We start from the raw sequence: 19,646 nt of genomic DNA on the forward strand, positions 1-19,646 counted from the left end.
ATTCACCGAAGAACGAGGACAGACATGCTTGACATCGCCATCGTCGGCGCCGGCCCCGCCGGTCTGCTGACGGCTCTCCGCCTGCACCAACAGGGCTTCCGCCCGCGCATCTACGAGTCGGTGCAGGAGCTCAAGCCCCTGGGCGTCGGCGTCGACATCAAGGTGTACGGCACGCAGGAGATCGACGAGATCGGCCTCCTCGACGAGTTCCGCGCCATCTCCGTCGACGCCGAGGACTCGATCTTCTTCAACGGCTACGGGCAGGAGATCTACGCCGAGAAGTGCGGCGTGCACATGGGCTACCTGTACGAGCAGCGCTTCGTGCACCGCGGCACGCTGCAGATGCTCTTCTACCGCACCGTGCTCGAGCGGCTCGGGGCGGATTCGATCGTGCTCGGCGCCCGCATCACCGGCTACCGCCAGGACGCGGACAGCGTGACCCTCGAGCTGCAGCACCGCGACGGCCGCACCGAGGAGGTGCGGCACGACGCCGTCATCGCCGCCGACGGCATCAACTCGGCGGTGCGCAAGCAGATGCATCCCGAGAGCGCTACGCCGCACTACTCGGGCATCACGATGTGGCGCGGGGTGACCGTGCGCAAGCCGTTCCGCGGCGGCCACACCATCCTGCACATCGGGGACCCCCGGGTGTCGTCGATGATCATCTACCCGATCGCAGACAACGTCGACGGCGAGGGCAGCCAGCTCATCAACTGGGTCGTCGAGGCCGAACGCGACGAGACGATCGAGGACTGGAACCAGCGCGGCACCGTCGACGAGGTGCTGCCCTACTACGACCAGGTGAAGATCCCGTTCCTCGACGTGCAGCAGCTGATGCGCGACGCCCGCGAGGTCTACCTCTTCCCGCTGATCCGCCACGACCCGCTGGACAACTGGGTCGAAGGCCGGGTCGTGCTGCTCGGGGACGCCGCCCACGCCATGTACCCGCGCGGCGGCAACGGCATCTCGCAGGCCCTGGTCGACGCCCGCGTGATCACCGAGAAGCTCGTCGAGTACGCCGACCCGCATGAGGCGTTCGTCGCGTTCGACGCCGAGCGCCGGGAGCCGGTCAACCGCATCGTGATGAACATGCGCGGAGAGGGCTACGAGGTGATCCGCCGCATGGTCGCCGAGCGTACCGACGGCAAGCCCTTCGACGACATCGAGCAGGTACTGCCGCTCGCCGAGGCCGACGCGATCTTCAGCAAGTACCACGCCCTGGTCGGCCAGCCCCGGCCGGGCTGGGAGGCCGGGCAGGCCACCGGCTTCCGCACCTGGGCCGAGACGGGGGTGAGCCGATGACCGCCGTGACCACGCCGGACCCCCAGACCGCGGCGGAGCTGCTCGCCGTCGAGGAGCGCCGGCAGCGCGCGCTCATCGACGTCGACCTCGACGCGCTCGACGAGCTGATGGAGGACAGCCTCGTGCACATCCACGCGCCGGGCCTGACCCACGACAAGGCGCAGCTGCTCCAGCACACCGAGACGCGCCGCGCCTATCTCGAGATCACCCGCGGAGACCTGAACCTGCGACTGATCGGCGACGACGTCGCCGTCATCACGGGTCCGCTGACCAACCGCCTGCGCACGCAGGAGGGCGGCGAGCGCACGCTCGCCGGTGTCGCGACACAGGTGCTGCACCGCGGCGACGACGGAGAGTGGCGCTTCGTCAGCTTCCAGCTCACGCCCTACGGCGAACAGGCCTGGACACCGCTCCCCTCCGAACAGGGAGGCCGGTCGTGAAACTCGCACGCTTCTCCGTCGCCGGGGGCGACATCCACGTCGGCCGCGTCGACGGCGACGAAATCGTCGACCTCACCGAGGGGGCCGGAGTGGGCACGTCGCTGAAGGCGCTGCTGCCGGCGCTCGACGAGCTGCGTCCGCGCCTCGAGAGCGCCGACGGCCCGAGGCATCCGATCACGGAGGTCGTGCTCGCCGCGCCCGTCGACGAGCCGCAGAAGTATCTCGCGATCGGCATGAACTACGCGAAGCACGCCGAGGAGGCGTTGCAGGCCGGGATCCCGACGCCGAAGAACCAGCTCTGGTTCAACAAGCAGGTCTCCTGCATCGTGGGGCCGTTCGACGACATCGTGAAGCCCGCCGTCTCCGACCAGCTCGACTACGAGATCGAACTCGGCGTCGTCATCGGCACCCGCTGCCGCCACGTCGCCGCCGCCGACGCCCGCGCGGTCATCGCCGGCTACCTCGTCGCGAACGACGTGTCGGTGCGTGACTGGTTGATGGCGCGCTCCCCCACCTTCACGCTCGGCAAGTCCTTCGACACGCACGGGCCCCTCGGCCCGTGGCTGACGACCGACGACGAGGTCGCCGACCCGCACGCGCTCGGAATGCGCCTGACGGTGAACGGCGAACTGCGGCAGAGCGCCGCCACCGACGACATGATCTACGACATCTACCAGCAAATCGCCGAGTTGAGCACGGTCATGACGCTCATGCCGGGTGACATCATCGCCACCGGGACCCCGTCCGGCATCGGCGCGCCGACCGGCCGCTTCCTGCGCCCCGGCGACGTGGTGCGGGCCGAGATCGACGGCCTCGGCGCCATCGAGAACACCGTTCGCAGCGAGAACGAGCGATAGAAAGAGGATCCAGTGCCCGTCATCGACATCAACATCCACCACCTGCCGGAAGACCTGTTCAGCAATGACAAGATCCTGAACGGATTCCTCGACTCGGCGCCCCGCGGCTTCGGGGAGATCGCCCGCGTCATCACCATGGAGAGCGGCAAGAAGCAGCTCATCCTCGAGAAGCCGAAGGGCCACCAGAACCTGAACTACGTCGAGGGCGACTACTCCGCCGAGGCGAAGCTCGCCGCGATGGACGACGCCGGCGTCGACTACGGCATCATGCGCGTTCCGGTCTGGCAGGAGTGGCTGCCGCTCGAGATCTGCAAGGCCGTCAACGACAACGCGGCCGAGATCGTGAAGAAGTCCAACGGCCGCCTGTTCGCCACCGCCTGCGTTCCGCCGTGGGGCGGCAAGGAGAACATCTACGAGCTGGAGCGGTGCATCAAGGAGCTCGGCGTCGTCGGCGTGCAGCTCGCCTGCCACTACGGCCAGCTCTACCTCGACGATGAGGCCTTCGAGCCGTACCTCAAGGTGCTCAACGACCTCGAGGTCCCGGTCATCGTGCACCACACCCCGCTGCCGGTGCAGTGGGAGTCGATCATCGACTACACCAACCTGCGCCGCGAGTTCGGCCGCATCGTCGACCAGGCCACCGCCGTCGGCCGCGAGCTGTTCAGCGGCATGTTCGACAAGTTCCCCAACCTCAAGTTCATCCACACCATGCTGGGCGGCAACTGGTTCGCGAACACGGCGCTGCTGACGCCGCACGCCTCGAACAAGAAGGAGTCGATGCAGCGCCTGGACTCCAGCGGCGCCGAGCGCATCGCGAGCTACCTGGAGAACAACATCTTCTTCGACCTCACCCACCCGCACTCCTGGGGCAAGGAGCAGGTCGAGGCCGCGCTCAAGGTGAACGGCGCCGACCACTACCTGTTCGGCTCCTCGTTCCCGGTCTTCTACGGCTGGATGAGCCAGGGCGTCGACTTCATGACGAAGAAACTCGACCTGAGCGCCGAAGACCGCGAGCTGGTGATGTACGGCAACGCCAAGCGCCTGTTCAACCTGCCGGTCTGAGCCGCGGCCGAAGCAAGGCGAAGCATGAGCGACGACGACATCGACGGCTACTTCTCCACGGCGCGCGTGAGCGCGCGCGAGGAGGCGATCGAGCTGCCGCCCGACGATTTCCGCGCCAATCTCTACCCGGTGGACTCGCCCCAGTTCACGCAGGTACGCGGAATGAACTTCGAGCAGTTCGCGCAGGACCGCTACCGAGCGCCCTTTCTGCGCGAGCTGCTCGAGTACTGGGACGGCCTGTACCGCGAGCCGTTCGTCGGCGTGACCTCCGACGGCGTGGTGCGCGAGGGGCTCTACGCACTGCCGGAGGGCGGCCGCAACGACCCTGAGCTCGTTGCGGCCGCCGAGCGTCTCATGGGGCTGCTCACCCCGGGCGAGCGGGATCAGCTCGGGCATCCGATCGACGCCCCGCAGTGGCGGGCGTGGAGCAATCCCGAGTTCATGGTCTACCGGATCGGGCTGCGCCTCGAGTGCCTGGCCGACGAGAAGGTCGAGGCGATCCTCGAGGTCGTGCGGCGGTCGTTGAGCCCCGAGGGCTACCAGCGCGTACGGCAGGCGATGGAGCTGAACGGCTTCCTCGGCCGGCTGGTCGAGCTGCCCGAGATCCTGAACGCGCGCAGCTACTGGTTCGCGATCTTCGGCACGCCGTCGCAGGACGAGCCGTGGGGGTGGCAGCTGTCGGGCCACCATGTCGACGTCAACTTCGTCACGATCGGCGGTCGCGAGCTGGCCGCCCCGGTCTTCATCGGCGCCGAGCCGGCGCTCTCCGACGACGAGCATCCCCCGCTCTTCGCCGCGCGCGAGCGCGCCGCCCTCGAGCTGGCCGGCTCCCTGACCGAGGCGCAGCGGGCCGAGGCGGTCGTATACGACTCGGTGCTCGACCCGCGCATGCCGGAGGGGCGCATCCACCCCGCCGACGAGCGCCACCTGGCCGGCGCTTTCCGCGACAACCGCGTGATCCCGTACGAGGGCATCAACGCCGCCGCACTCGACGCGCGTCAGCGCGAGCTGCTGCGCGAGCTGGTCGCCGACTGCTGGCTGCTGCTGCGCGTCGAGCAGCGCGCCGCGCAGCTCGACCTGTTCGACGCGCACCTCGATGAGACCTGGTTCGCGTGGTACGGGGCGACGGATGGCTCGCAGCCGTACTATTTCCGCATCCAGAGCCCGGTCATCGTCGCCGAGCTCGACGACCACGCCGGAGTGTGGCTCGCCAACCGTCTTCCGGCTCGCTTCCACGTGCACACGACGTTGCGGGTGCCGAACGGCAACGACTACGGAAAGGCGTATCTGGCGCAGTGGCAGGGCAGGCAGGATTCATGAGCGGTCGCCGCATCAGCGTCTACACCGAGGGCTTCGCGCACGCGAACCCCGTGCCGGCCGCGTGCCGCATCGGCCCGTTCCTCTTCTCAGGCGTGATTACGGGCCGCGACCAGCGCGACCGGTCGCTGCCGCCGACGCTCGACGAGCAGTGCGCGCTGATGTTCCAGGCGATCCGCTCGGTGGCCGAGGCGGGCGGTGGCACCGTCGACGACATCGTCAAGGTGACCGTGTGGCTGGCGGATCTCGGCGACCGTGCGGCACTCAACCGAGAGTGGACGGCCATGTTCCCCGACCCGCAGGACCGGCCGACCCGGCACGCCCTGGCCGGGTCGCTCGAAGCGGGCAAGCTCATCGAGTGCGAGTTCGTCGCCGTGATCGGCGACAAGCCGTCGGGGGGCGACGGCTAGCGCGTCGTCGCCCGGGGCTGGGTGCGTACCGCGTTGTCGAGCGCGTCGAGCGCGTCGACCGCGGCGAGCAGGGCGTCCAGTTGGTCTTCCGAGAGCGAGGCCAGCGCGCCGTCGAGCGCGGACGCCCACGCGGCGGCGATCGCCTCGTGCTCGCGGATGCCTGCTTCGGTGGCCTCGATCTGCACGGCGCGGCGATCCGAGGGGTGCGGCCGGCGCACGATGTATCCGCGCCGCTCGAGGACCCGCAGGGCGGCGCTCGTGTTCGACTGCTGCAGCCCGAGCTGCTGCGCGAGCTCACCGACGGTGGCGCCGGGCGTCTCCTGCACCTGGCGCAGCAGCGCGAGCTCCGTGGTCGGCAGCGGCCCCACGCCCGCGCGGTCCGGCGCGCGGCGGTGCACGGCCCAGGCCAGCTCCCGCAATGCGATGGTCAGCTCCCGCAGCTCGGAGCGGCGGGAGTCGACCATGCGGGTCATGCTAGCAACGCCCCGCGGTCACAGCGGCTGTGCCATCACCTCGAGCACGTGGTTGGTCGCGCCGATGTTGTCGAAGCCGGGCAGTCGGCCCATCTCCCACTCCCCGATGTTGAGCGACGTGTCGACGATGAGCTTGCAGCGCTCGTAGCGGCGCTCGGTGTACCGCGCGAACGCCTCGTCGAGCCGGTCGTTCTGGGCGAGCTCCTCGGCGAGAACCACGCCGTCCTCGATCGCCTGGGCGGCGCCCTGACCGAGGTGGGGGGTGATGGTGTGCACGGCGTCGCCCATCAGCACGACGCGACCCTTGTGCCACGGCGTGGGCACACCCATCGTCTCCTCTGGCCGCAGCACGATGTCGACGTCGTCGGTGATGAACTCGTCACGCACCCGGCCGGTGAGGCCGCCGAAGGGCGCCAGATACTCGCGCAGGCGAGGCGCGAGCTGGTCCTCAGGGATGCGCTCATGCACCCCGAAGTGCGCGTTGTAGAACATGTAGGCGAGGTCGGGCCCGATCGGCACGAAGCCGGCCATGCCGGCGTCGCACACCTGCAACACGATGCAGTCGATCTCGGGCAGGCGCGGAATGTTGACGCGGAACGCCGACTGGCCGATGTACTTCGGTTCGATCTCCTTGCCGAGCACGTACTGGCGCACCTTCGAGCGCACGCCGTCGGCACCGACCACGACGTCGGCGGTGAGCCGCTCGCCGCTCTCCGTGACGACGGTCACCGATTCCGGGCCCTCTTCCAGCGCGGCGAACGAGGTGCCGTAGTGGATCTGCACTCCGACGGCGAGCGCGCGGCCGGTGAGGATCTCATGCAGCTGCGGCCGGGTCACCCCGTTCAGCGGCGGGAACTTCGATCCTTCGATCGCGACGCCCGGCATGTCGCGCAGGTGGTCGCCGTTCACGTCGAGCATGCGGCCCCACTGCTTCGCCGGGTAGCCGACGGCGACGCAGGCCTCGGCGCATCCGATCGCATCGAGCGCGCGCAGCGCGTTACCCGGCTGGATGATGCCGACACCGAACACCGAGGAGTGCAGGTCTGGGTAGCGTTCGATCACCGTCACGTCGAACCCCTGCTGGCGCAGCGCCACGGCGGCCGACAGACCCCCGATGCCTCCGCCGACCACGATCACGTTCTTGTCGTCAGTGCGTCCCATACGCATCCTTCCGCCTTCTCCTCGCGCGTCTTTGCGCGGTGAGGGTCGCCGCCCCTCGAACTTACGGTGTTCGCGATGTCTTCGGCTGATGCTCGATTTATCACATATCGAGCGATATGTATGTCACCATAACGAAAGCGGCTCCGGCAAGGGAAGACCCGAAACCGGCCCGCATCCGCCAGATCTGTCAATGACGCCAGAGAGGTCACCCCAACATGTCGAAACCGTCTCGCCGCCTCGTGCGCGCAGCCTCCCTCGCCGCGGCCGTCGCGGCGCTCGTCTCACTCTCCGCCTGCAGCACCGGGCCGGCCAGCACGCCGTCCGGCGCCGACAGCGGCTCCTCGACGTCGAAGCTCGCCGACACGGTGGCACAGCTCGAGAAGCCGCGGGACGCGTACCCCGTGCCCGATACCCCGATCCCCGCCGTCTCGGCGCTCAAGGGGAAGACGGTCTACTTCATTCCCTGGACGCAGCAGGCGCCCCAGTTCTCCGTCACCGGCACCGCGCTCAAGCAGGCCCTCGCGACGGTCGGAATCACGGTGCAGACCTGCGACGGCGGCGCGACCCCGTCGCAGGTCGCCGCGTGCGTCGACCACGCCAGGCTGGCAAAGGCGGGCGCGATCGTGACCGACTCGATCCCGTACGTGATCGCGGCCAACGCCTTCGACGAGGCGCAGAAGGCGTCGATCCCGATCCTGATCAGCGACCAGATCACCGATTCCGCGCACCCGGCGTCGGACACCCTGGCCTACATCCCGACCCCCGGATCGAAAATGATGCAGGCCGTCGCCGACTGGATCATCGTCGACTCGAACGGCACCGCGAACGTGCTGATCAACGCGAGCACCGACTCGCCCTCGACGGAGGCGTACGTCGAGGCGGCGAAGAAGGAGTTCTCCGCCCAGTGCCCGAAGTGCGTCGTGAAGCTCAACTCGGTGTCGTCGGCCAATTTCTCGCTGATCGCCTCGTCGACGAGCTCGGCGCTGTTGAAGGCGCCGAATACGGGCTACGTGATCTCCGAGTTCGACCAGTTCCTGCAGCCGACCGTCGGCGGCGTGCAGCAGACGGGCCGCACCGCGTCCATCAAGGGCGCCTCGACGGCGGCTCAGATCGCGGGCCTGCAGATGCTCGCGGCGAAGAACTTCCTCTCGGTCGACGCCGGCCAGGCCTCGGCCTACCAGGGTTGGGTCGATGCCGACGCGGCGCTGCGGCTGATGACGAAGACGAAGCTGCCGAGCTACGAGATCCCGATCCGCCTCTTCACGCGCGACAACGTCGCCGATGTGAAGACGGATGCCGCCGCCGAGGCTTCCGGCGAGTGGTTCGGCCCGACCAGCTTCCGCGACGACTTCGCGAAGCTGTGGAACGCGCAGTAACGACCACCACACGACGAAGGCCCCGGGAAGCCGGGGCCTTCTGTCCTGTGTAGCGGGAGCGGGACTTGAACCCGCGACACCACGATTATGAGCCGTGTGCTCTAACCGACTGAGCTATCCCGCCAAGCGCTCACTGTCTGAGCATTGCTCCTATTGAGCAGAGCCCCGAGTCAGGATTGAACTGACGACCCCTTCCTTACCATGGAAGTGCTCTACCACTGAGCTATCGGGGCAGCGCCAGAGATCTCCGGCAACCCGAAGAGCATAACAGAGCGCCTGCGCCGTCAAGAAATCAGGCGCTGCCCGGCTGAAGCCCGTCGCATCCGCCCGATAACGTGGCCTCATGGCTTCAGAGTGGTGGCGCAGCGCCGTGATCTACCAGGTCTATCCGCGGTCGTTCGCGGACGGTGACGGCGACGGGGTGGGCGACCTGCGAGGCATCCGCTCTCGCCTGCCTGAGCTCGCCGAACTGGGTGTCGACGCGGTCTGGTTCTCGCCGTTCATGACCTCGCCGCAGCGCGACGCGGGCTACGACGTCGCCGACTACACCGACATCGACCCGCTGTTCGGGTCGCTCGCCGACTTCACCGACGTGTTGACGGATGCGCACGCGCTCGGCCTCAGAATCATCATCGACCTCGTGCCGAATCACACCTCGAGCGACCACGTATGGTTCCAGGCGGCTCTCGCGGCCGGCCCCGGGTCGCCCGAGCGCGACTGGTACATCTTCCGCGATGGCAAGGGCGCCGGCGGCGACGAGCCGCCCAACAACTGGCAGTCGGTCTTCGGCGGCCCCGCTTGGACGCGCGTGACCGAAGCCGACGGCACGCCCGGCCAGTGGTACCTGCACCTGTTCGACTCGTCGCAGCCCGACCTGAACTGGCGGTCGCCGTTCGTGCGCGCCGCGTTCGTCGACATCCTGAAGTTCTGGCTCGACTGGGGCGTCGACGGCTTCCGCGTCGACGTCGCGCACGGCCTGATCAAGGCCGAGGGCCTGCCCGACTACACGCCGCCGCAGGCCGGCGGCTCGATGGGCGGCCGGCCCGGCGCCGACGACGTGGAGGACGAGCCGCCGCTCGCGCCCTACTGGGGGCAGGAGGGCGTGCACGAGATCTACCGCGAGTGGCACGAGGTGCTCGCCGGCTACGACGGCGACCGCGCCCTGTGCGGCGAGGCATGGGTCGAGCCGCTGTCGCGGCTGGCGAAGTGGGTGCGCCCTGACGAGATGCAACAGACCTTCAACTTCGCCTACCTCGAGACGCCGTGGGAGGGCGGCGCCCTGCGCGAGGTGATCCAGGACTCGCTCGAGGCCTTCGGCGCGGTCGGCGCCCCGTCGACCTGGGTGCTCTCGAACCACGACGTCGTGCGCCACGCCACCCGGCTGGCCCTCGCCTTCGAGAACCCGCAGGGTGCCGGCATCGGCCCGCGCGACCTGAAGCGACTGCCCGATCGCTTCTTCGCCCTGCGCCGCGGCCGCGCGGCGACCGCTCTGATGCTGGCGCTGCCCGGCTCGTCCTATCTCTACCAGGGCGAGGAGCTCGGGCTGCCCGAGGTCGTCGACCTGCCCGACGACGCCCGGCAGGACCCGACCTGGTTCCGCACCGGCGGCGAGCGATACGGCCGAGACGGATGCCGCGTCCCGATCCCCTGGGAAGCCGGCGCCCCCGCCTACGGCTTCAACGAGACGGGCCGTTCCTGGCTGCCGCAGCCGAAGCTGTGGGCCGAATACGCCCGTGACGTGCAGAAGTCGGACCCCGAATCGACGCTGTCGCTGTACCGCACGCTGCTCGAGCTGCGGCGGCAGCACGGCCTCGGGCTCGGCGAGGTCGAGTGGCTGGGCGGCTATCACGAGCAGGTCGTGGCGCTGCGCAACCGCGACGTCACGGTCATCGCCAACCTCGGCACCGCGCCCGTGACCCTGCCCGCCGGCGACATCCTGGCGGCGAGCTCGCCCTTCGAGGGCCGGCTGCCGGTCGACACGACGGTCTGGCTCCGCGCGGCGGAGTGATGGGCGGCCGAACTCAGGAGGAGCGCCCGGTCGAGCCCGTCAGGCCCTCGAGTCCGCGCTCCTCCTGAGTTCGGTCGCGCTACAGCTCCGCGAGCACGTACTTCACGCCGTATTCGGCGACGATGCGGCGCGTGCCGCGCGGCACCTGCAGCCGCCGCGGGCTGAAGGTGTGGATCGGGAACACCACCCGCGGGGCGATCGTCTCGACCATGGCGTGCAGCGCGTCGCTCGAGGCGTGGCCGCCGGCGCCCGCCATCCGCAGCTCGATGCCGAGCTTCGCGAGCCACGCGGTGAACGGCGCCCACCACACGTCGAAGTCGCCGAGCGGCTGCCCGTTGGCGTGCAGCAGCACCGTGCCCGGCCCGACCGGCAGGTCGAGCAGACTGGGCAGGTCGTGCGGGTCGGGCATCACGACGAACGCGTCGGGCTGCGCGTGCACGGCGCCGAGATCGACGCGCTGCACGGCGAAGCCGTCGGCCTCGGCCCGAGCGAGCGCATTGGTGTGCACGGATGGCTCGTTCCGGGACTCCCCCCACCCCGCGACGCCCTTCACCCCGAGGCGCGCGAACAGCGCCGCGACGCGGCCGGGCCACACCAGGGTGCGGCGGTGCGCGGCGGCGGTCTCGATGAAGCGCTGCGCCCGCTCCACGTTGCGCGGGTAGAGCGCGACGAGCACGAGGGCGGGATTGTCGTGCAGCCCGGCGGCGAACTGTGCGAGGACGTCGTCCTCCGTGGTCGGCGCATCCGTCATCGGCTCCCACGACAGCGTCGTGCCCTCGGTGATCAGCGCGTCGACGCCGTGCACCCGGTCGGCGAAGCCGTGCGAGAGCTCGGGGTGCTCGCCGTGGAAGCGCAGGTCGCCGGTGAATGCAATGGTGCCGTCGGGCGTGGTGACGAGGAATCCGGCGGCGCCGGGCACGTCGTGGTCGACCGGCACCGCCTCGACCGTGATCGGCCCGACCGCGAGCGGCTCCCCCGGCGCGATCTCGCGCCACTCCGGCTCGCGCCCGAGCACCGGGTCGCCCGACGCGGCGAGCGCCTCGAGCAGGCGCACCGTCTGCGGTGTCGCGTACACGGGCACGCTCGGGCGCACGAAGCCGGCCAGGCCCATGTGGTCGAGGTGCGCATGCGAGATGAAGAGCGCCGAGGGCGAGGCACTTGTGCTGAGCTCCGTCGAAGCATCCGATAACAGTGCGTCATCGGCGACGTCGGGCGGAAGCAGGCGCGGATCGTACAGGCCGGGGATGCGCGGCGCCGCGCCGATGCGCAGCAGGTCGGCCAGCTCGCGCCCCGGCCGGGTGCCGAGGCCGACCGGCGCGGCCATCAGGTCCTGGCCGGAGGGGATGTCGAGGCCCATGTCGAGCTGCACCCACGCCCCCGCGTGCTCGATGACGATCTTGGAGGAGCCGATGACGCCGAGACCGCCGAAGAACTCGATGGTGGTCTGTTCGGCGTCGGTCATCGCACTGCTCCTTGGGTCGAGTAGAGGCCCGTCACGAAGTACTTCTGCAGGAACAGGAAGAGCACGACGATCGGGATGGTGGTGAAGACCACCGCGGCCGAGAGGGTCGTCCAGTCGGTGCCGTTGACGCCGTAGAACGAGTTCAGGCCCACCTCGATCGGGCGGATCGAGTCCTTGGTGGTCATGATGTAGGGCCACACGAACGAGTTCCATGCGCCCATGAAGGTGTTGAGCCCGACCAGGATCAGCGACGGCCGGGCGAGCGGCCCCGCGATCTGGAACGCCATGCGCACAGGGCCCGCCCCGTCGAGCTGGGCGGCGTCGAAGATCTCGGTCGGGATGGAGAGGAAGAACTGCCGCAGCAAGAAGATTCCGAAGACGGATGCCCCGAACGGCAGGATCTGGATGAGGTAGGTGTCGAGCAGGTGCAGTCTGCTCGCGATGACGTAGTTCGGGATGATCAGCACCGTCTGCGGCACCATCATCACCGCCAGCACGATGACGAAGAGCACGTTGCGGCCCGCGAAGCGCATGCGGGCGAAGGCGAAACCGGCCAGGACGGACGTGCCGAGCACCAGGGCGACGGTGCACGCGCCGATGAAGACCGTGTTGAGGAAGTACCGGATCCACGGGGCTGCGGCCCAGGCCTGGCTGTAGTTGCTCCAGTGCCAGTCGGGCCAGAAGCTCGGCGGGAAGCGGTACACCTCGCCCCGGCTCGACAGGCTGGTGACCAGCACCCACAGCAGGGGCGCGAGGAACGCCAGCCCGACGATCAGGGCCACGATGCCGAGGACGATGCGCCCCGGCCGGTTCCGCCGTGCCATTACTGGTCGGCCGCCATCGCCTTCTCGGCCTTCTCCTGCGCGGACTTCAGCGCCTCCTCGGGGGTGGCGTTGCCGGCGAGCGCGGACTGCAGGGCGGCGCCGAGGTCGCCGAGGCCGTCCTGCACCCAGGCGTAGGGCGGCAGGGCCGACGAGTCGGCGAGGTCCTCGCTGGCGAAGGTCACGTAGGGGTTCTTCTCGATGTAGTCCTTCATGTCGTCGAGCTTGAGCGTGGCGGGGTTCACCGGCAGGTAGCCGGTGGCCTGCGCCCACTCGCTCTGCGTCTCGGCCTCGGTGAGGAACTGCATGTACTTCCAGGCGGCGGCCTTCTGGTCGTCGGTCGCGCCGGAGAACATGGCGACGTTGGTGCCGTTGATCTGGTTGATGCGCGTGCCGTCGTCGGCGCCGGGGACCGGCGCGATGCCCATCTCGAACTTGTCGCCCACGGCCTCCTGGTCGTAGTAGACGCTCGTGGTCGTCGAGATGTCGAAGGCGCCCTTCTCGGCGCCGAGCGCGGTCTCGCCCGGGTAGTTGGTGCCGGTCTGCAGGGCGCCGGCCTTCTTCAGGTCGACGAGGTAGTTCAGCGCCTTCACCGCCGCCTTGGAGTCGAGCTGCGGGGTGCCGTCGTCGGCGAACACCGGGGTGCCGTACGCCTCCGCGATCAGCTCGAAGACGGTCGTGCCGCCTGCGGGGCCGGACGAGGAGCCCGGGTCCATCGGCAGGGCGACGACGCCGTCCTTGCTGACGGCCTTGGCGACCTTCGCGAATTCGCTCCAGGTCGTGGGCACGTCCTGTCCGGCCGCCTTCAGCATCTCCGGGTTGTAGAACATGGCGACGGCGCTGGCGTTGAACGGCCACATGTACAGCGTCTTGTCGATGTAGAGGCTGTTCTTGATGCCCTTGTAGAGGCCGTCGGTGGCCGACGGGTTGTCGGCGGCGTAGGCGGTCAGCGGCTCGAGCACCTGCGCGTCCGCGTATGCGGCCGCCCACTCGCCGTACACCTGCGCGATGGTCGGCGCGTTGCCGGCCGAGACGGCGGCGTCGATCTTCGTCTTCAGCGTGTTGTAGTCGGGCTGCGCCTGCAGCTCGACGGTGATGTTCGGGTTGTCCTCCTCGAACTCCTTGGTGATCTTCTCGAGCTCGGTCTTGAGCGAACCCGAGGCCATCGCCTCGAGGAAGGTGATGGTGACCTTCTTGTCGGGGTCGAGCGTCGGGGCCGACGTGGACTTCGAGTCGCTGTCGGAGCCGGAGCCGCCGGAGCAGCCCGCGAGGGCGAGGGCGGCGACGGCCGCCGCTGCCGCGGTGGCCATCCATCTGGTGCGATTCATGTCGTGCGTGCCTTTCGTAGTTGCCGTGGTCTCAGCAGGAGGGATCGGAAGGACGGGAAGCCACCGCCCTGCAGCCGCAGCTGCAGGATGCTCAGGGCGGCGGTGACGAGGAAGAGCACGACCGCGAGCGCGGCCGCGTAGCCCGTGTTCGAGAACACGAACGCCTGTTGGTAGAGCTGGAAGCCCAGCGTCGCAGTGGCGTAGCCGGGCCCGCCGCCGGTCATCACGAAGAACTGCGTGAAGGCCTGCAGGCTCGTCACCGACTCGACGAGCAGCACGAGCGCCAGCACAGGCCGCAACTGGGGGAAGGTGACGTACCAGAACTCCTGCCACGCATTCGCCCCGTCGAGCTTGGCCGCCTCGCTGAGCTCCCCGCTGACGGTGGTGAGCCCGCCGAGGAACACGATCGACACGAATCCGAGCTCATGCCACAGCGAGTAGACCAGCACCGCGGGCATCGCCCAGTCGGAGTCGCCGAGCCAGTCGATGTTGGCGTGGCCGGTGGCGTGCACGACGAGGTTCGCGAGCCCGAACTGCGGGTTGAAGATCCACACCCACACGAGCGAGGTCGCGACGAGCGGCGTGACGTGCGGCAGGAAGACCATGGTGCGCACCGCGGACAGCAGCCGGCTGCCGCGTTGCAGCAGCAGCGCGATGACGAGCCCCGCTGCCGTGCCGACCACGACCATTCCGACGACGAAGTACAGCGAGATGCCGACCGTCGACCAGAAGCTCGGGTCGCCCTGCCCTGTGAACACCGTCTCGTAGTTCTGCAGCCCGATGTACGTCGAGAGCGCCGGGTTGAGCTTGTTCCACTTGAAGAACGACAGCGCGAAGGTGTAGACCGTCGGCCCGATCGAGAACAGCAGGAAGATCAGCAGCGCGGGAAGCACGAAGAGGTAGGCAACCGGCGAACGCAGAGTGCCCCGTCTGGTTGCGCGCACGATGCTCCTCGAGCTGGACGGCCGACGTCAGCTTCTGGTGCTAGAGACGCCGCCTGGCCCGCGGCCAAGATTCGACCGTACCGCGGCACGCGTTACAGGCATGAGACGGCCCTGTGGCCACCAGGTGAAATACCGCGACGGATGCTTCGCAAGCATCCGCCGGCGCTACTGCGTCGCCTCCGCGCCGGCGTGCGCGGTCAGCCACGCCACGGGGTCGACGGGCGTGCCGTCGAGGTGCACCTCGTAGTGCAGGTGCGCGCCGGTGGAGATGCCGGAGATGCCGACGAGGCCGATGATGTCGCCCGGCTTGAGCTTCTGCCCCACCGCGACCCGGGTCGAGCCGGGCGCCATCTCGGCGTACACCGACTCGACGTGCTGGCCGCCGATCATGCCGTGGTCGACGATGACGTGCACGCCGAGCGAGTCGCTCGGATTCGTGACCACGCTGGTGACGGTGCCTGCAGCGATGTTCTGGATGGGCGTGCCGGCCCCCGGCGTGAAGTCGACGCCCAGGTGGAAGCTGGAGGCGCCTGCGGTCGGGGCGATGCGCGGCCCGAAGCCCGAGCTGATCGGCGACCCGCCCGGGAACGGCCACTGGATCTTGCCGTCGCCGTCGCCGGCGGAGTTGCCGGCGTGGATCGCCGCGTCGGAGCGGGCGAGGATGCTGGTGTAGGTGTCGCGCGTCGCCGCCGGCAGCTTGGTCGAGGTCGACAGTTGCAGCGACTGCACGGCGCCCTCGCCCCGCACGCTCGCCGCGGTGATCGCTGCGGCGCCTGCGGTCTGGCCGAAGGCGAGCATCGGCACCGCGCTCGTGGCGGCCAGGCCCACGACGAAGGCCGCCGCCAGCACGCTGCGCGCCTTCGTGCGGCGCGGCTTGGGCGTCGGCATGGTCTCGACGGTCACCGGCCGGGCGGGGCGTAGAGCGGGAACGGGCGCGGACTGGGCGGCGACGGCCCACGCGGAGGGGTGATGCGTCGCGGCGGGGGCGAGCGGAACACTCGGGGCGACGTGCCCGCGGACGCGCCTGCGGCGAGGCGCGTGGGCGCGCTCCTGCTCGCGCAGGGAGCGCCGCGTCGGCAGCGGAGTGTCGAGGTCGTGCACGGTGTGGGGCTCTGTTCGGCTTCGGTCGAGGTCGGTCGCGGTCACCCGATTCGGGGCGGATAACGATTCAGTAACCCTACCGCGGGGGCGCTGGGAAAGACGAGCCCCGGTCCGGGGGTGTGGATCAGTACCCGAAGCCGGATTCGACGAGTGCGGTCTCCAGCTGCGCGTAGAGCGACGGATGCGCCGCGAGCGCCAGCCGCTCGCTCGGCGCGTCGTCGCCGAGGCCGCCGACCTTCGCCCCGGCCTCGGTCGCGATCAGGGCGCCGGCCGCGTGATCCCAGGGGTGGATGCCCTGCTCGTAGTACGCGTCGAGCCGGCCGGCGGCGACCGAGCAGAGGTCCAGCGCGGCCGAACCCATGCGGCGGATGTCGCGCACCCGCGGCAGCAGCCGTCCGATGACCGCCGCCTGGGCGCGCCGGCGCTCCTCGGTGTACCCGAAGCCGGTGCCGACGAGGGCGACGCCGAGGTCCACGTCGGCGTTCACGGCGAGGCGCCGGGAGCCGAGGAAGGCGCCGCCGCCGCGGGTCGCCGTGTAGACCTCGCTGAGCACGGGGTTCACGACGGCTCCGGCGAGCGCGGTCCACTCGGCCGGGTCCGCTCCGCCTTCGACGGCCGCGATCGACACGTTGTAGGCCGGGATCCCGTACAGGTAGTTCACGGTGCCGTCGATCGGGTCGACGACCCAGGTGACGCCGGTCGTGGAGGCGTCGCCGAGCCCGGTCTCCTCGCCGAGGAATCCGTCGCCCGGCCTGGCGTCGGCGAGCAGGCCGCGGATCAGCGTCTCGGATTCGCGGTCGGCGACCGTGACGACGTCGACCGGCGAGCTCTTCAGCGCGGCGACCTCGACGCCCTCGGCCCGACGGGCGGCGATCAGCTCGGCTGCAGCGACGGCGGTGGAACGGGCGAGGTCGAGCAGTTCATCGAGCGCGGCGGTCACGCCTCGAGCCTACGTCCGCAGGCGCCCACCGGATTCATAACGAGCGACAACGTCACTGCCAGCGGCGGACGGCAGATTAAACATCGATGTCGGTGTGCGTGACCGATATTCCTCCATAGCAGGCGGGCCCGGCGAGATGTGCGACTCGACGGGCCCGCCATTCTTTAACCCTCCGGCGCGAAGCCACGCGCGGCGCGGGCGGAGGTCGGTGGGCAGTGCTCCCCATCGTTCTCGCCGCCCGACCGCGATTTACTACGGATGACTCGGCGGGGTCTTCCCCCCGAAGCATCCGTGGCCCTAGCATCGGGCCCGACACCTCCCCGCGGTATGGGGGAATCAGCAGATGGAGGTAGACCAATGACCCAGTCCATGCCGGCATACGGCAGCACTCCCGCGGCCGGCGCCGAGCCGCCGCTTCCTCAGCCCTGGTACGACGCCCCGTTCCTCGGTGCGTACAAGCGGTTCTGGAAGAAGTACGCCGTGTTCACCGGCCGAGCGGGTCGCGCGGAGTTCTGGTGGGCCTACCTCGGCAACGTCATCGTCGGCATCGTGCTCGGCATCATCAGCGCGCTCCTGGGTCTTCCCGGCTCGGCCGTCGACTCGACGGGGACCTGGCACTCCGGCCCGGGCTTCCTGATCGGCGCGATCCTCATCTGGATCTTCGGCCTGGCCGCCATCGTTCCCAACCTGGCCATCTACTGGCGGCGGATGCACGACACGGGCAAGAGCGGCTGGTTCATCCTGCTCTCCCTGATCCCGTTCGTCGGCGGCATCATCGCCCTCGTGCTGGCGATCCTGCCGCCCAACCAGCAGGGCGACAAGTACAACGTCTGAACCCCGCGGCAGCGCCGCGAGCAGGCGAGAGCCCCTCGCGATTGGGGGGACGCGCGAGGGGCTCTCTACGCGCACGGCCACAAAGGGGGACGACCGGCGCGTCTACCCAACTTATCCTCTCGACCGACCCGCGGCGCACACGCAGCGGCGCCCCGCGAGTCTCGGTGACTGCGGGGCGTCGTGCTCGGGGGGTTGAGTCTCGGATTCGGGTCCGAGGTGGGTGCCGCGGAAAGGGGGGAACCGCGACAAGCTCAGTCAAACACGTGAGCATCCCTCAGTCTGCCCCCATTACGGAAGGCAAGTAGTGGTAGCACCTACCGCACGAGCCGCCCGTCACGATGCGGAAGACGAAAAGAACCCCGGCAGGAATCCGAGTCCTGCCGAGGTTCTCCACGACGGTGGCGAGTGAGGGATTCGAACCCCCGAAGGCTATGCCGGCTGATTTACAGTCAGATCCCTTTGGCCGCTTGGGTAACTCGCCTTAACGCCTCCGACCGCGTGTATTCACCCGATCGAACGCGCTTGTCAAGGATACCCGGCGGCGCGCCCCGCGACGAAATCGAGGAGGGCTAGCTCTCCTCCGTCGGCCCCTCGTCGGCCTGGGCGTCGGCCGCCTCGGCCAGCGCCTCACCCTGCGTGAAGTGGTCAGCCCGCCGGATCGCCTCGAACGAGCCCGTGAACAGGCCCTCGGCCGGCGCCTGGGGCGGGGCCGCTGCGGTGCGCGCGGCGGCGCGCTTGGGCGCTTCGCCGACGATCACCCGCTGCCGGGGCAGCGAGATGTCGCTCTCGCGCTGGATCCACGCGATCATTGACTCGCGCACGTGGCAGCGCAGGTCGAAGAGTGTGGGCGAGTCCCGTGCGGTGAGCAGAATGCGCACGTGCACGAACCCGCCGACGGCATCCGTCACCTGCAACACCTTGACGCGGCCGTCCCACAGGTCCGTGTGCGCGAGGATCAGGTCGAGCTGCTCGCGCATGCGCGCCGGCTCGACCCGCCAGTCGAGGTCGAAGTCGACCGAGCCGAGCAGTTCCGCCGAGTGCCGCGTCCAGTTCTCGAACGGCTGCGTCGTGAAGTACGTCGACGGGAGCACGAGCCGCCGGTCGTCCCAGATGTGCACGACGATGTAGGTCAGGGTGATCTCTTCGATGCGGCCCCACTCCCCCTGCACCACGACGACGTCGTCGACGCGGATCGCCCCGTTGAAGGCGAGCTGGAGCCCGGCGAACAGGTTGCCGAGCGTCGACTGCGCGGCGAGACCGGCGATGACCGACACGACACCCGCCGAGGCGAGCACGGATGCCCCGACGACGCGCACCTCGGGATACGAGAGCAGGATCGCCGCGACCGCCACGATGACGATGGCGACGACGGTCAGCCGCCGCAGGATCGTCATCTGCGTGTGGACGCGGCGAGCCACCCGGTTGTCGGGCACGTCGAGCCGGTAGCGGGAGACGCCGATGTCTTCGAAGAAGAGCAGCATCCGCGACGCGAACCATGCGGCCGCGACGATGGTCAGGATCAGGAACCCGTGGTCGACCGCGTGCCGCACGGCAGCGGGGGCCGGAAGCGTGACGTGCACGGCGATCCAGTCGAAAACGACGAGCAGCAGCACCCGGAACGGCCGGCGCAGCCGGGCCGGCAGCGTCGTGAAGTGGGCGTGGGTGCGCACCGCGAGCCGCGAGACGAACGCGCCGACCGCGGTGACGACGATCCCGAACACGATCGCCGCCGCGACCGCGATGCCGAACGCGATCCAGTTGTGGTGGGAGGGAAGGTCGCTCATGCGGTCACACGGTACCCGGCGGGTGT

The 19,646-nt window shown here is 69.4% G+C and carries 18 protein-coding genes and 3 tRNA genes; 9 read left to right on the top strand and 12 right to left on the bottom strand.

The window, feature by feature from the left end; translation table 11 throughout:
* The first annotated feature begins 24 nt into the window (after window positions 1–24).
* From H563_RS15880 to H563_RS0108815, 6 genes are read left to right on the top strand one after another with little or no spacing between them, the layout of a single operon-like run.
* Window positions 25–1,302: an FAD-dependent monooxygenase gene (locus H563_RS15880; protein ID WP_022882237.1), complete on the top strand. Its 1,278-nt coding sequence runs from the start codon at window positions 25–27 to the stop codon at window positions 1,300–1,302.
* Entirely contained in the window at window positions 1,299–1,742 is a 444-nt protein-coding gene (locus H563_RS0108795) for a YybH family protein (protein WP_022882238.1), read from the top strand. The genes H563_RS15880 and H563_RS0108795 overlap by 4 nt, the downstream gene beginning before the upstream one ends.
* Window positions 1,739–2,599 (top strand): fumarylacetoacetate hydrolase family protein, encoded by an 861-nt coding sequence (locus tag H563_RS0108800; protein ID WP_022882239.1) that lies wholly within the window; start codon window positions 1,739–1,741, stop codon window positions 2,597–2,599. The genes H563_RS0108795 and H563_RS0108800 overlap by 4 nt, the downstream gene beginning before the upstream one ends.
* Before the next feature lie 12 nt (window positions 2,600–2,611).
* Window positions 2,612–3,661 carry an amidohydrolase family protein gene (locus tag H563_RS0108805; protein ID WP_022882240.1) on the top strand — a complete coding sequence of 350 codons (1,050 nt, stop codon included), beginning with the start codon at window positions 2,612–2,614 and terminating at the stop codon, window positions 3,659–3,661.
* 24 nt (window positions 3,662–3,685) lie between these two features.
* Window positions 3,686–4,981 (top strand): DUF3500 domain-containing protein, encoded by a 1,296-nt coding sequence (locus H563_RS0108810; protein ID WP_022882241.1) that lies wholly within the window; start codon window positions 3,686–3,688, stop codon window positions 4,979–4,981.
* A complete protein-coding gene (locus H563_RS0108815; protein WP_022882242.1) occupies window positions 4,978–5,388 on the top strand; it encodes a RidA family protein in 411 nt (136 codons plus the stop codon). Before H563_RS0108810 ends, H563_RS0108815 begins: the two co-directional genes overlap by 4 nt.
* Here the strand turns inward: H563_RS0108815 and H563_RS15885 are convergent.
* Both H563_RS15885 and H563_RS0108825 read right to left on the bottom strand, forming a co-directional pair.
* Window positions 5,385–5,852, bottom strand: coding sequence for a MarR family winged helix-turn-helix transcriptional regulator (locus tag H563_RS15885; protein WP_033210369.1), 468 nt, complete (start codon window positions 5,850–5,852; stop codon window positions 5,385–5,387). The genes H563_RS0108815 and H563_RS15885 overlap by 4 nt on opposite strands.
* Window positions 5,853–5,879: 27 nt before the next feature.
* A complete protein-coding gene (locus H563_RS0108825) occupies window positions 5,880–7,022 on the bottom strand; it encodes an FAD-dependent oxidoreductase (protein ID WP_022882244.1) in 1,143 nt (380 codons plus the stop codon).
* Window positions 7,023–7,237: 215 nt separating this feature from the next.
* On the opposite strand from H563_RS0108825, the gene H563_RS0108830 reads away from it, so the two are divergent.
* Window positions 7,238–8,398, top strand: a complete 1,161-nt coding sequence (locus tag H563_RS0108830; RefSeq protein WP_027479262.1) for a sugar ABC transporter substrate-binding protein — start codon at window positions 7,238–7,240, stop codon at window positions 8,396–8,398.
* A gap of 50 nt (window positions 8,399–8,448) precedes the next feature.
* Here the strand turns inward: H563_RS0108830 and H563_RS0108835 are convergent.
* Together H563_RS0108835 and H563_RS0108840 are read right to left on the bottom strand one after the other, a co-directional pair.
* Window positions 8,449–8,522: transfer RNA gene (locus H563_RS0108835), tRNA-Met, on the bottom strand.
* A gap of 37 nt (window positions 8,523–8,559) precedes the next feature.
* A tRNA-Thr gene (locus H563_RS0108840) sits at window positions 8,560–8,631 on the bottom strand.
* A 110-nt stretch (window positions 8,632–8,741) separates the two neighbouring features.
* On the opposite strand from H563_RS0108840, the gene H563_RS0108845 reads away from it, so the two are divergent.
* Window positions 8,742–10,406, top strand: coding sequence for a glycoside hydrolase family 13 protein (locus H563_RS0108845; RefSeq protein WP_022882246.1), 1,665 nt, complete (start codon window positions 8,742–8,744; stop codon window positions 10,404–10,406).
* A 79-nt stretch (window positions 10,407–10,485) separates the two neighbouring features.
* Here the strand turns inward: H563_RS0108845 and H563_RS0108850 are convergent, their stop codons facing one another.
* The 6 genes from H563_RS0108850 to H563_RS0108875 all read right to left on the bottom strand — a co-directional run bounded on the left by H563_RS0108850 (window position 10,486) and on the right by H563_RS0108875 (window position 17,002).
* Entirely contained in the window at window positions 10,486–11,868 is a 1,383-nt protein-coding gene (locus H563_RS0108850) for an MBL fold metallo-hydrolase (RefSeq protein WP_022882247.1), read from the bottom strand.
* A complete protein-coding gene (locus H563_RS0108855) occupies window positions 11,865–12,692 on the bottom strand; it encodes a carbohydrate ABC transporter permease (protein WP_022882248.1) in 828 nt (275 codons plus the stop codon). The genes H563_RS0108850 and H563_RS0108855 overlap by 4 nt, the downstream gene beginning before the upstream one ends.
* Window positions 12,692–14,017, bottom strand: a complete 1,326-nt coding sequence (locus H563_RS0108860; RefSeq protein ID WP_081416228.1) for an ABC transporter substrate-binding protein — start codon at window positions 14,015–14,017, stop codon at window positions 12,692–12,694. Before H563_RS0108860 ends, H563_RS0108855 begins: the two co-directional genes overlap by 1 nt.
* On the bottom strand, window positions 14,014–14,961 hold the full coding sequence (locus H563_RS15890; RefSeq protein ID WP_022882250.1) for a carbohydrate ABC transporter permease: 948 nt from the start codon (window positions 14,959–14,961) through the stop codon (window positions 14,014–14,016). Before H563_RS15890 ends, H563_RS0108860 begins: the two co-directional genes overlap by 4 nt.
* Window positions 14,962–15,126: 165 nt before the next feature.
* Window positions 15,127–16,062, bottom strand: a complete 936-nt coding sequence (locus H563_RS15895) for a M23 family metallopeptidase (protein WP_155865127.1) — start codon at window positions 16,060–16,062, stop codon at window positions 15,127–15,129.
* Window positions 16,063–16,186: 124 nt separating this feature from the next.
* A complete protein-coding gene (locus tag H563_RS0108875; protein ID WP_022882252.1) occupies window positions 16,187–17,002 on the bottom strand; it encodes an inositol monophosphatase family protein in 816 nt (271 codons plus the stop codon).
* A gap of 357 nt (window positions 17,003–17,359) precedes the next feature.
* On the opposite strand from H563_RS0108875, the gene H563_RS0108880 reads away from it, so the two are divergent.
* Complete coding sequence (locus tag H563_RS0108880) at window positions 17,360–17,836, top strand: DUF805 domain-containing protein (RefSeq protein ID WP_022882253.1); 477 nt, start codon at window positions 17,360–17,362, stop codon at window positions 17,834–17,836.
* A 399-nt stretch (window positions 17,837–18,235) separates the two neighbouring features.
* On the opposite strand, the gene H563_RS0108885 is transcribed toward H563_RS0108880, so the two are convergent.
* Window positions 18,236–18,317, bottom strand: a tRNA-Tyr gene (locus tag H563_RS0108885).
* An 88-nt stretch (window positions 18,318–18,405) separates the two neighbouring features.
* Entirely contained in the window at window positions 18,406–19,620 is a 1,215-nt protein-coding gene (locus H563_RS15900; RefSeq protein WP_022882254.1) for a mechanosensitive ion channel family protein, read from the bottom strand.
* Window positions 19,621–19,646: the final 26 nt, after the last annotated feature.

The sequence above is a fragment of the Gryllotalpicola ginsengisoli DSM 22003 genome, assembly GCF_000419445.1.
GTDB classification, from domain to species: Bacteria; Actinomycetota; Actinomycetes; order Actinomycetales; family Microbacteriaceae; genus Gryllotalpicola; species Gryllotalpicola ginsengisoli.

Excerpts from the sequence above, each read along its gene's own strand:
- H563_RS15885 (WP_033210369.1), bottom strand. The coding sequence starts at position 5,852 with ATGGTCGACTCCCGCCGCTCCGAGCTGCGGGAGCTGACCATCGCATTG.
- H563_RS0108880 (WP_022882253.1), top strand. The coding sequence starts at position 17,360 with ATGACCCAGTCCATGCCGGCATACGGCAGCACTCCCGCGGCCGGCGCC.
- H563_RS0108850 (WP_022882247.1), bottom strand. The coding sequence starts at position 11,868 with ATGACCGACGCCGAACAGACCACCATCGAGTTCTTCGGCGGTCTCGGC.
- H563_RS0108830 (WP_027479262.1), top strand. The coding sequence starts at position 7,238 with ATGTCGAAACCGTCTCGCCGCCTCGTGCGCGCAGCCTCCCTCGCCGCG.
- H563_RS0108860 (WP_081416228.1), bottom strand. The coding sequence starts at position 14,017 with ATGAATCGCACCAGATGGATGGCCACCGCGGCAGCGGCGGCCGTCGCC.
- H563_RS0108825 (WP_022882244.1), bottom strand. The coding sequence starts at position 7,022 with ATGGGACGCACTGACGACAAGAACGTGATCGTGGTCGGCGGAGGCATC.
- H563_RS15880 (WP_022882237.1), top strand. The coding sequence starts at position 25 with ATGCTTGACATCGCCATCGTCGGCGCCGGCCCCGCCGGTCTGCTGACG.
- H563_RS15900 (WP_022882254.1), bottom strand. The coding sequence starts at position 19,620 with ATGAGCGACCTTCCCTCCCACCACAACTGGATCGCGTTCGGCATCGCG.
- H563_RS0108810 (WP_022882241.1), top strand. The coding sequence starts at position 3,686 with ATGAGCGACGACGACATCGACGGCTACTTCTCCACGGCGCGCGTGAGC.
- H563_RS0108855 (WP_022882248.1), bottom strand. The coding sequence starts at position 12,692 with ATGGCACGGCGGAACCGGCCGGGGCGCATCGTCCTCGGCATCGTGGCC.
- H563_RS0108815 (WP_022882242.1), top strand. The coding sequence starts at position 4,978 with ATGAGCGGTCGCCGCATCAGCGTCTACACCGAGGGCTTCGCGCACGCG.
- H563_RS0108845 (WP_022882246.1), top strand. The coding sequence starts at position 8,742 with ATGGCTTCAGAGTGGTGGCGCAGCGCCGTGATCTACCAGGTCTATCCG.
- H563_RS0108795 (WP_022882238.1), top strand. The coding sequence starts at position 1,299 with ATGACCGCCGTGACCACGCCGGACCCCCAGACCGCGGCGGAGCTGCTC.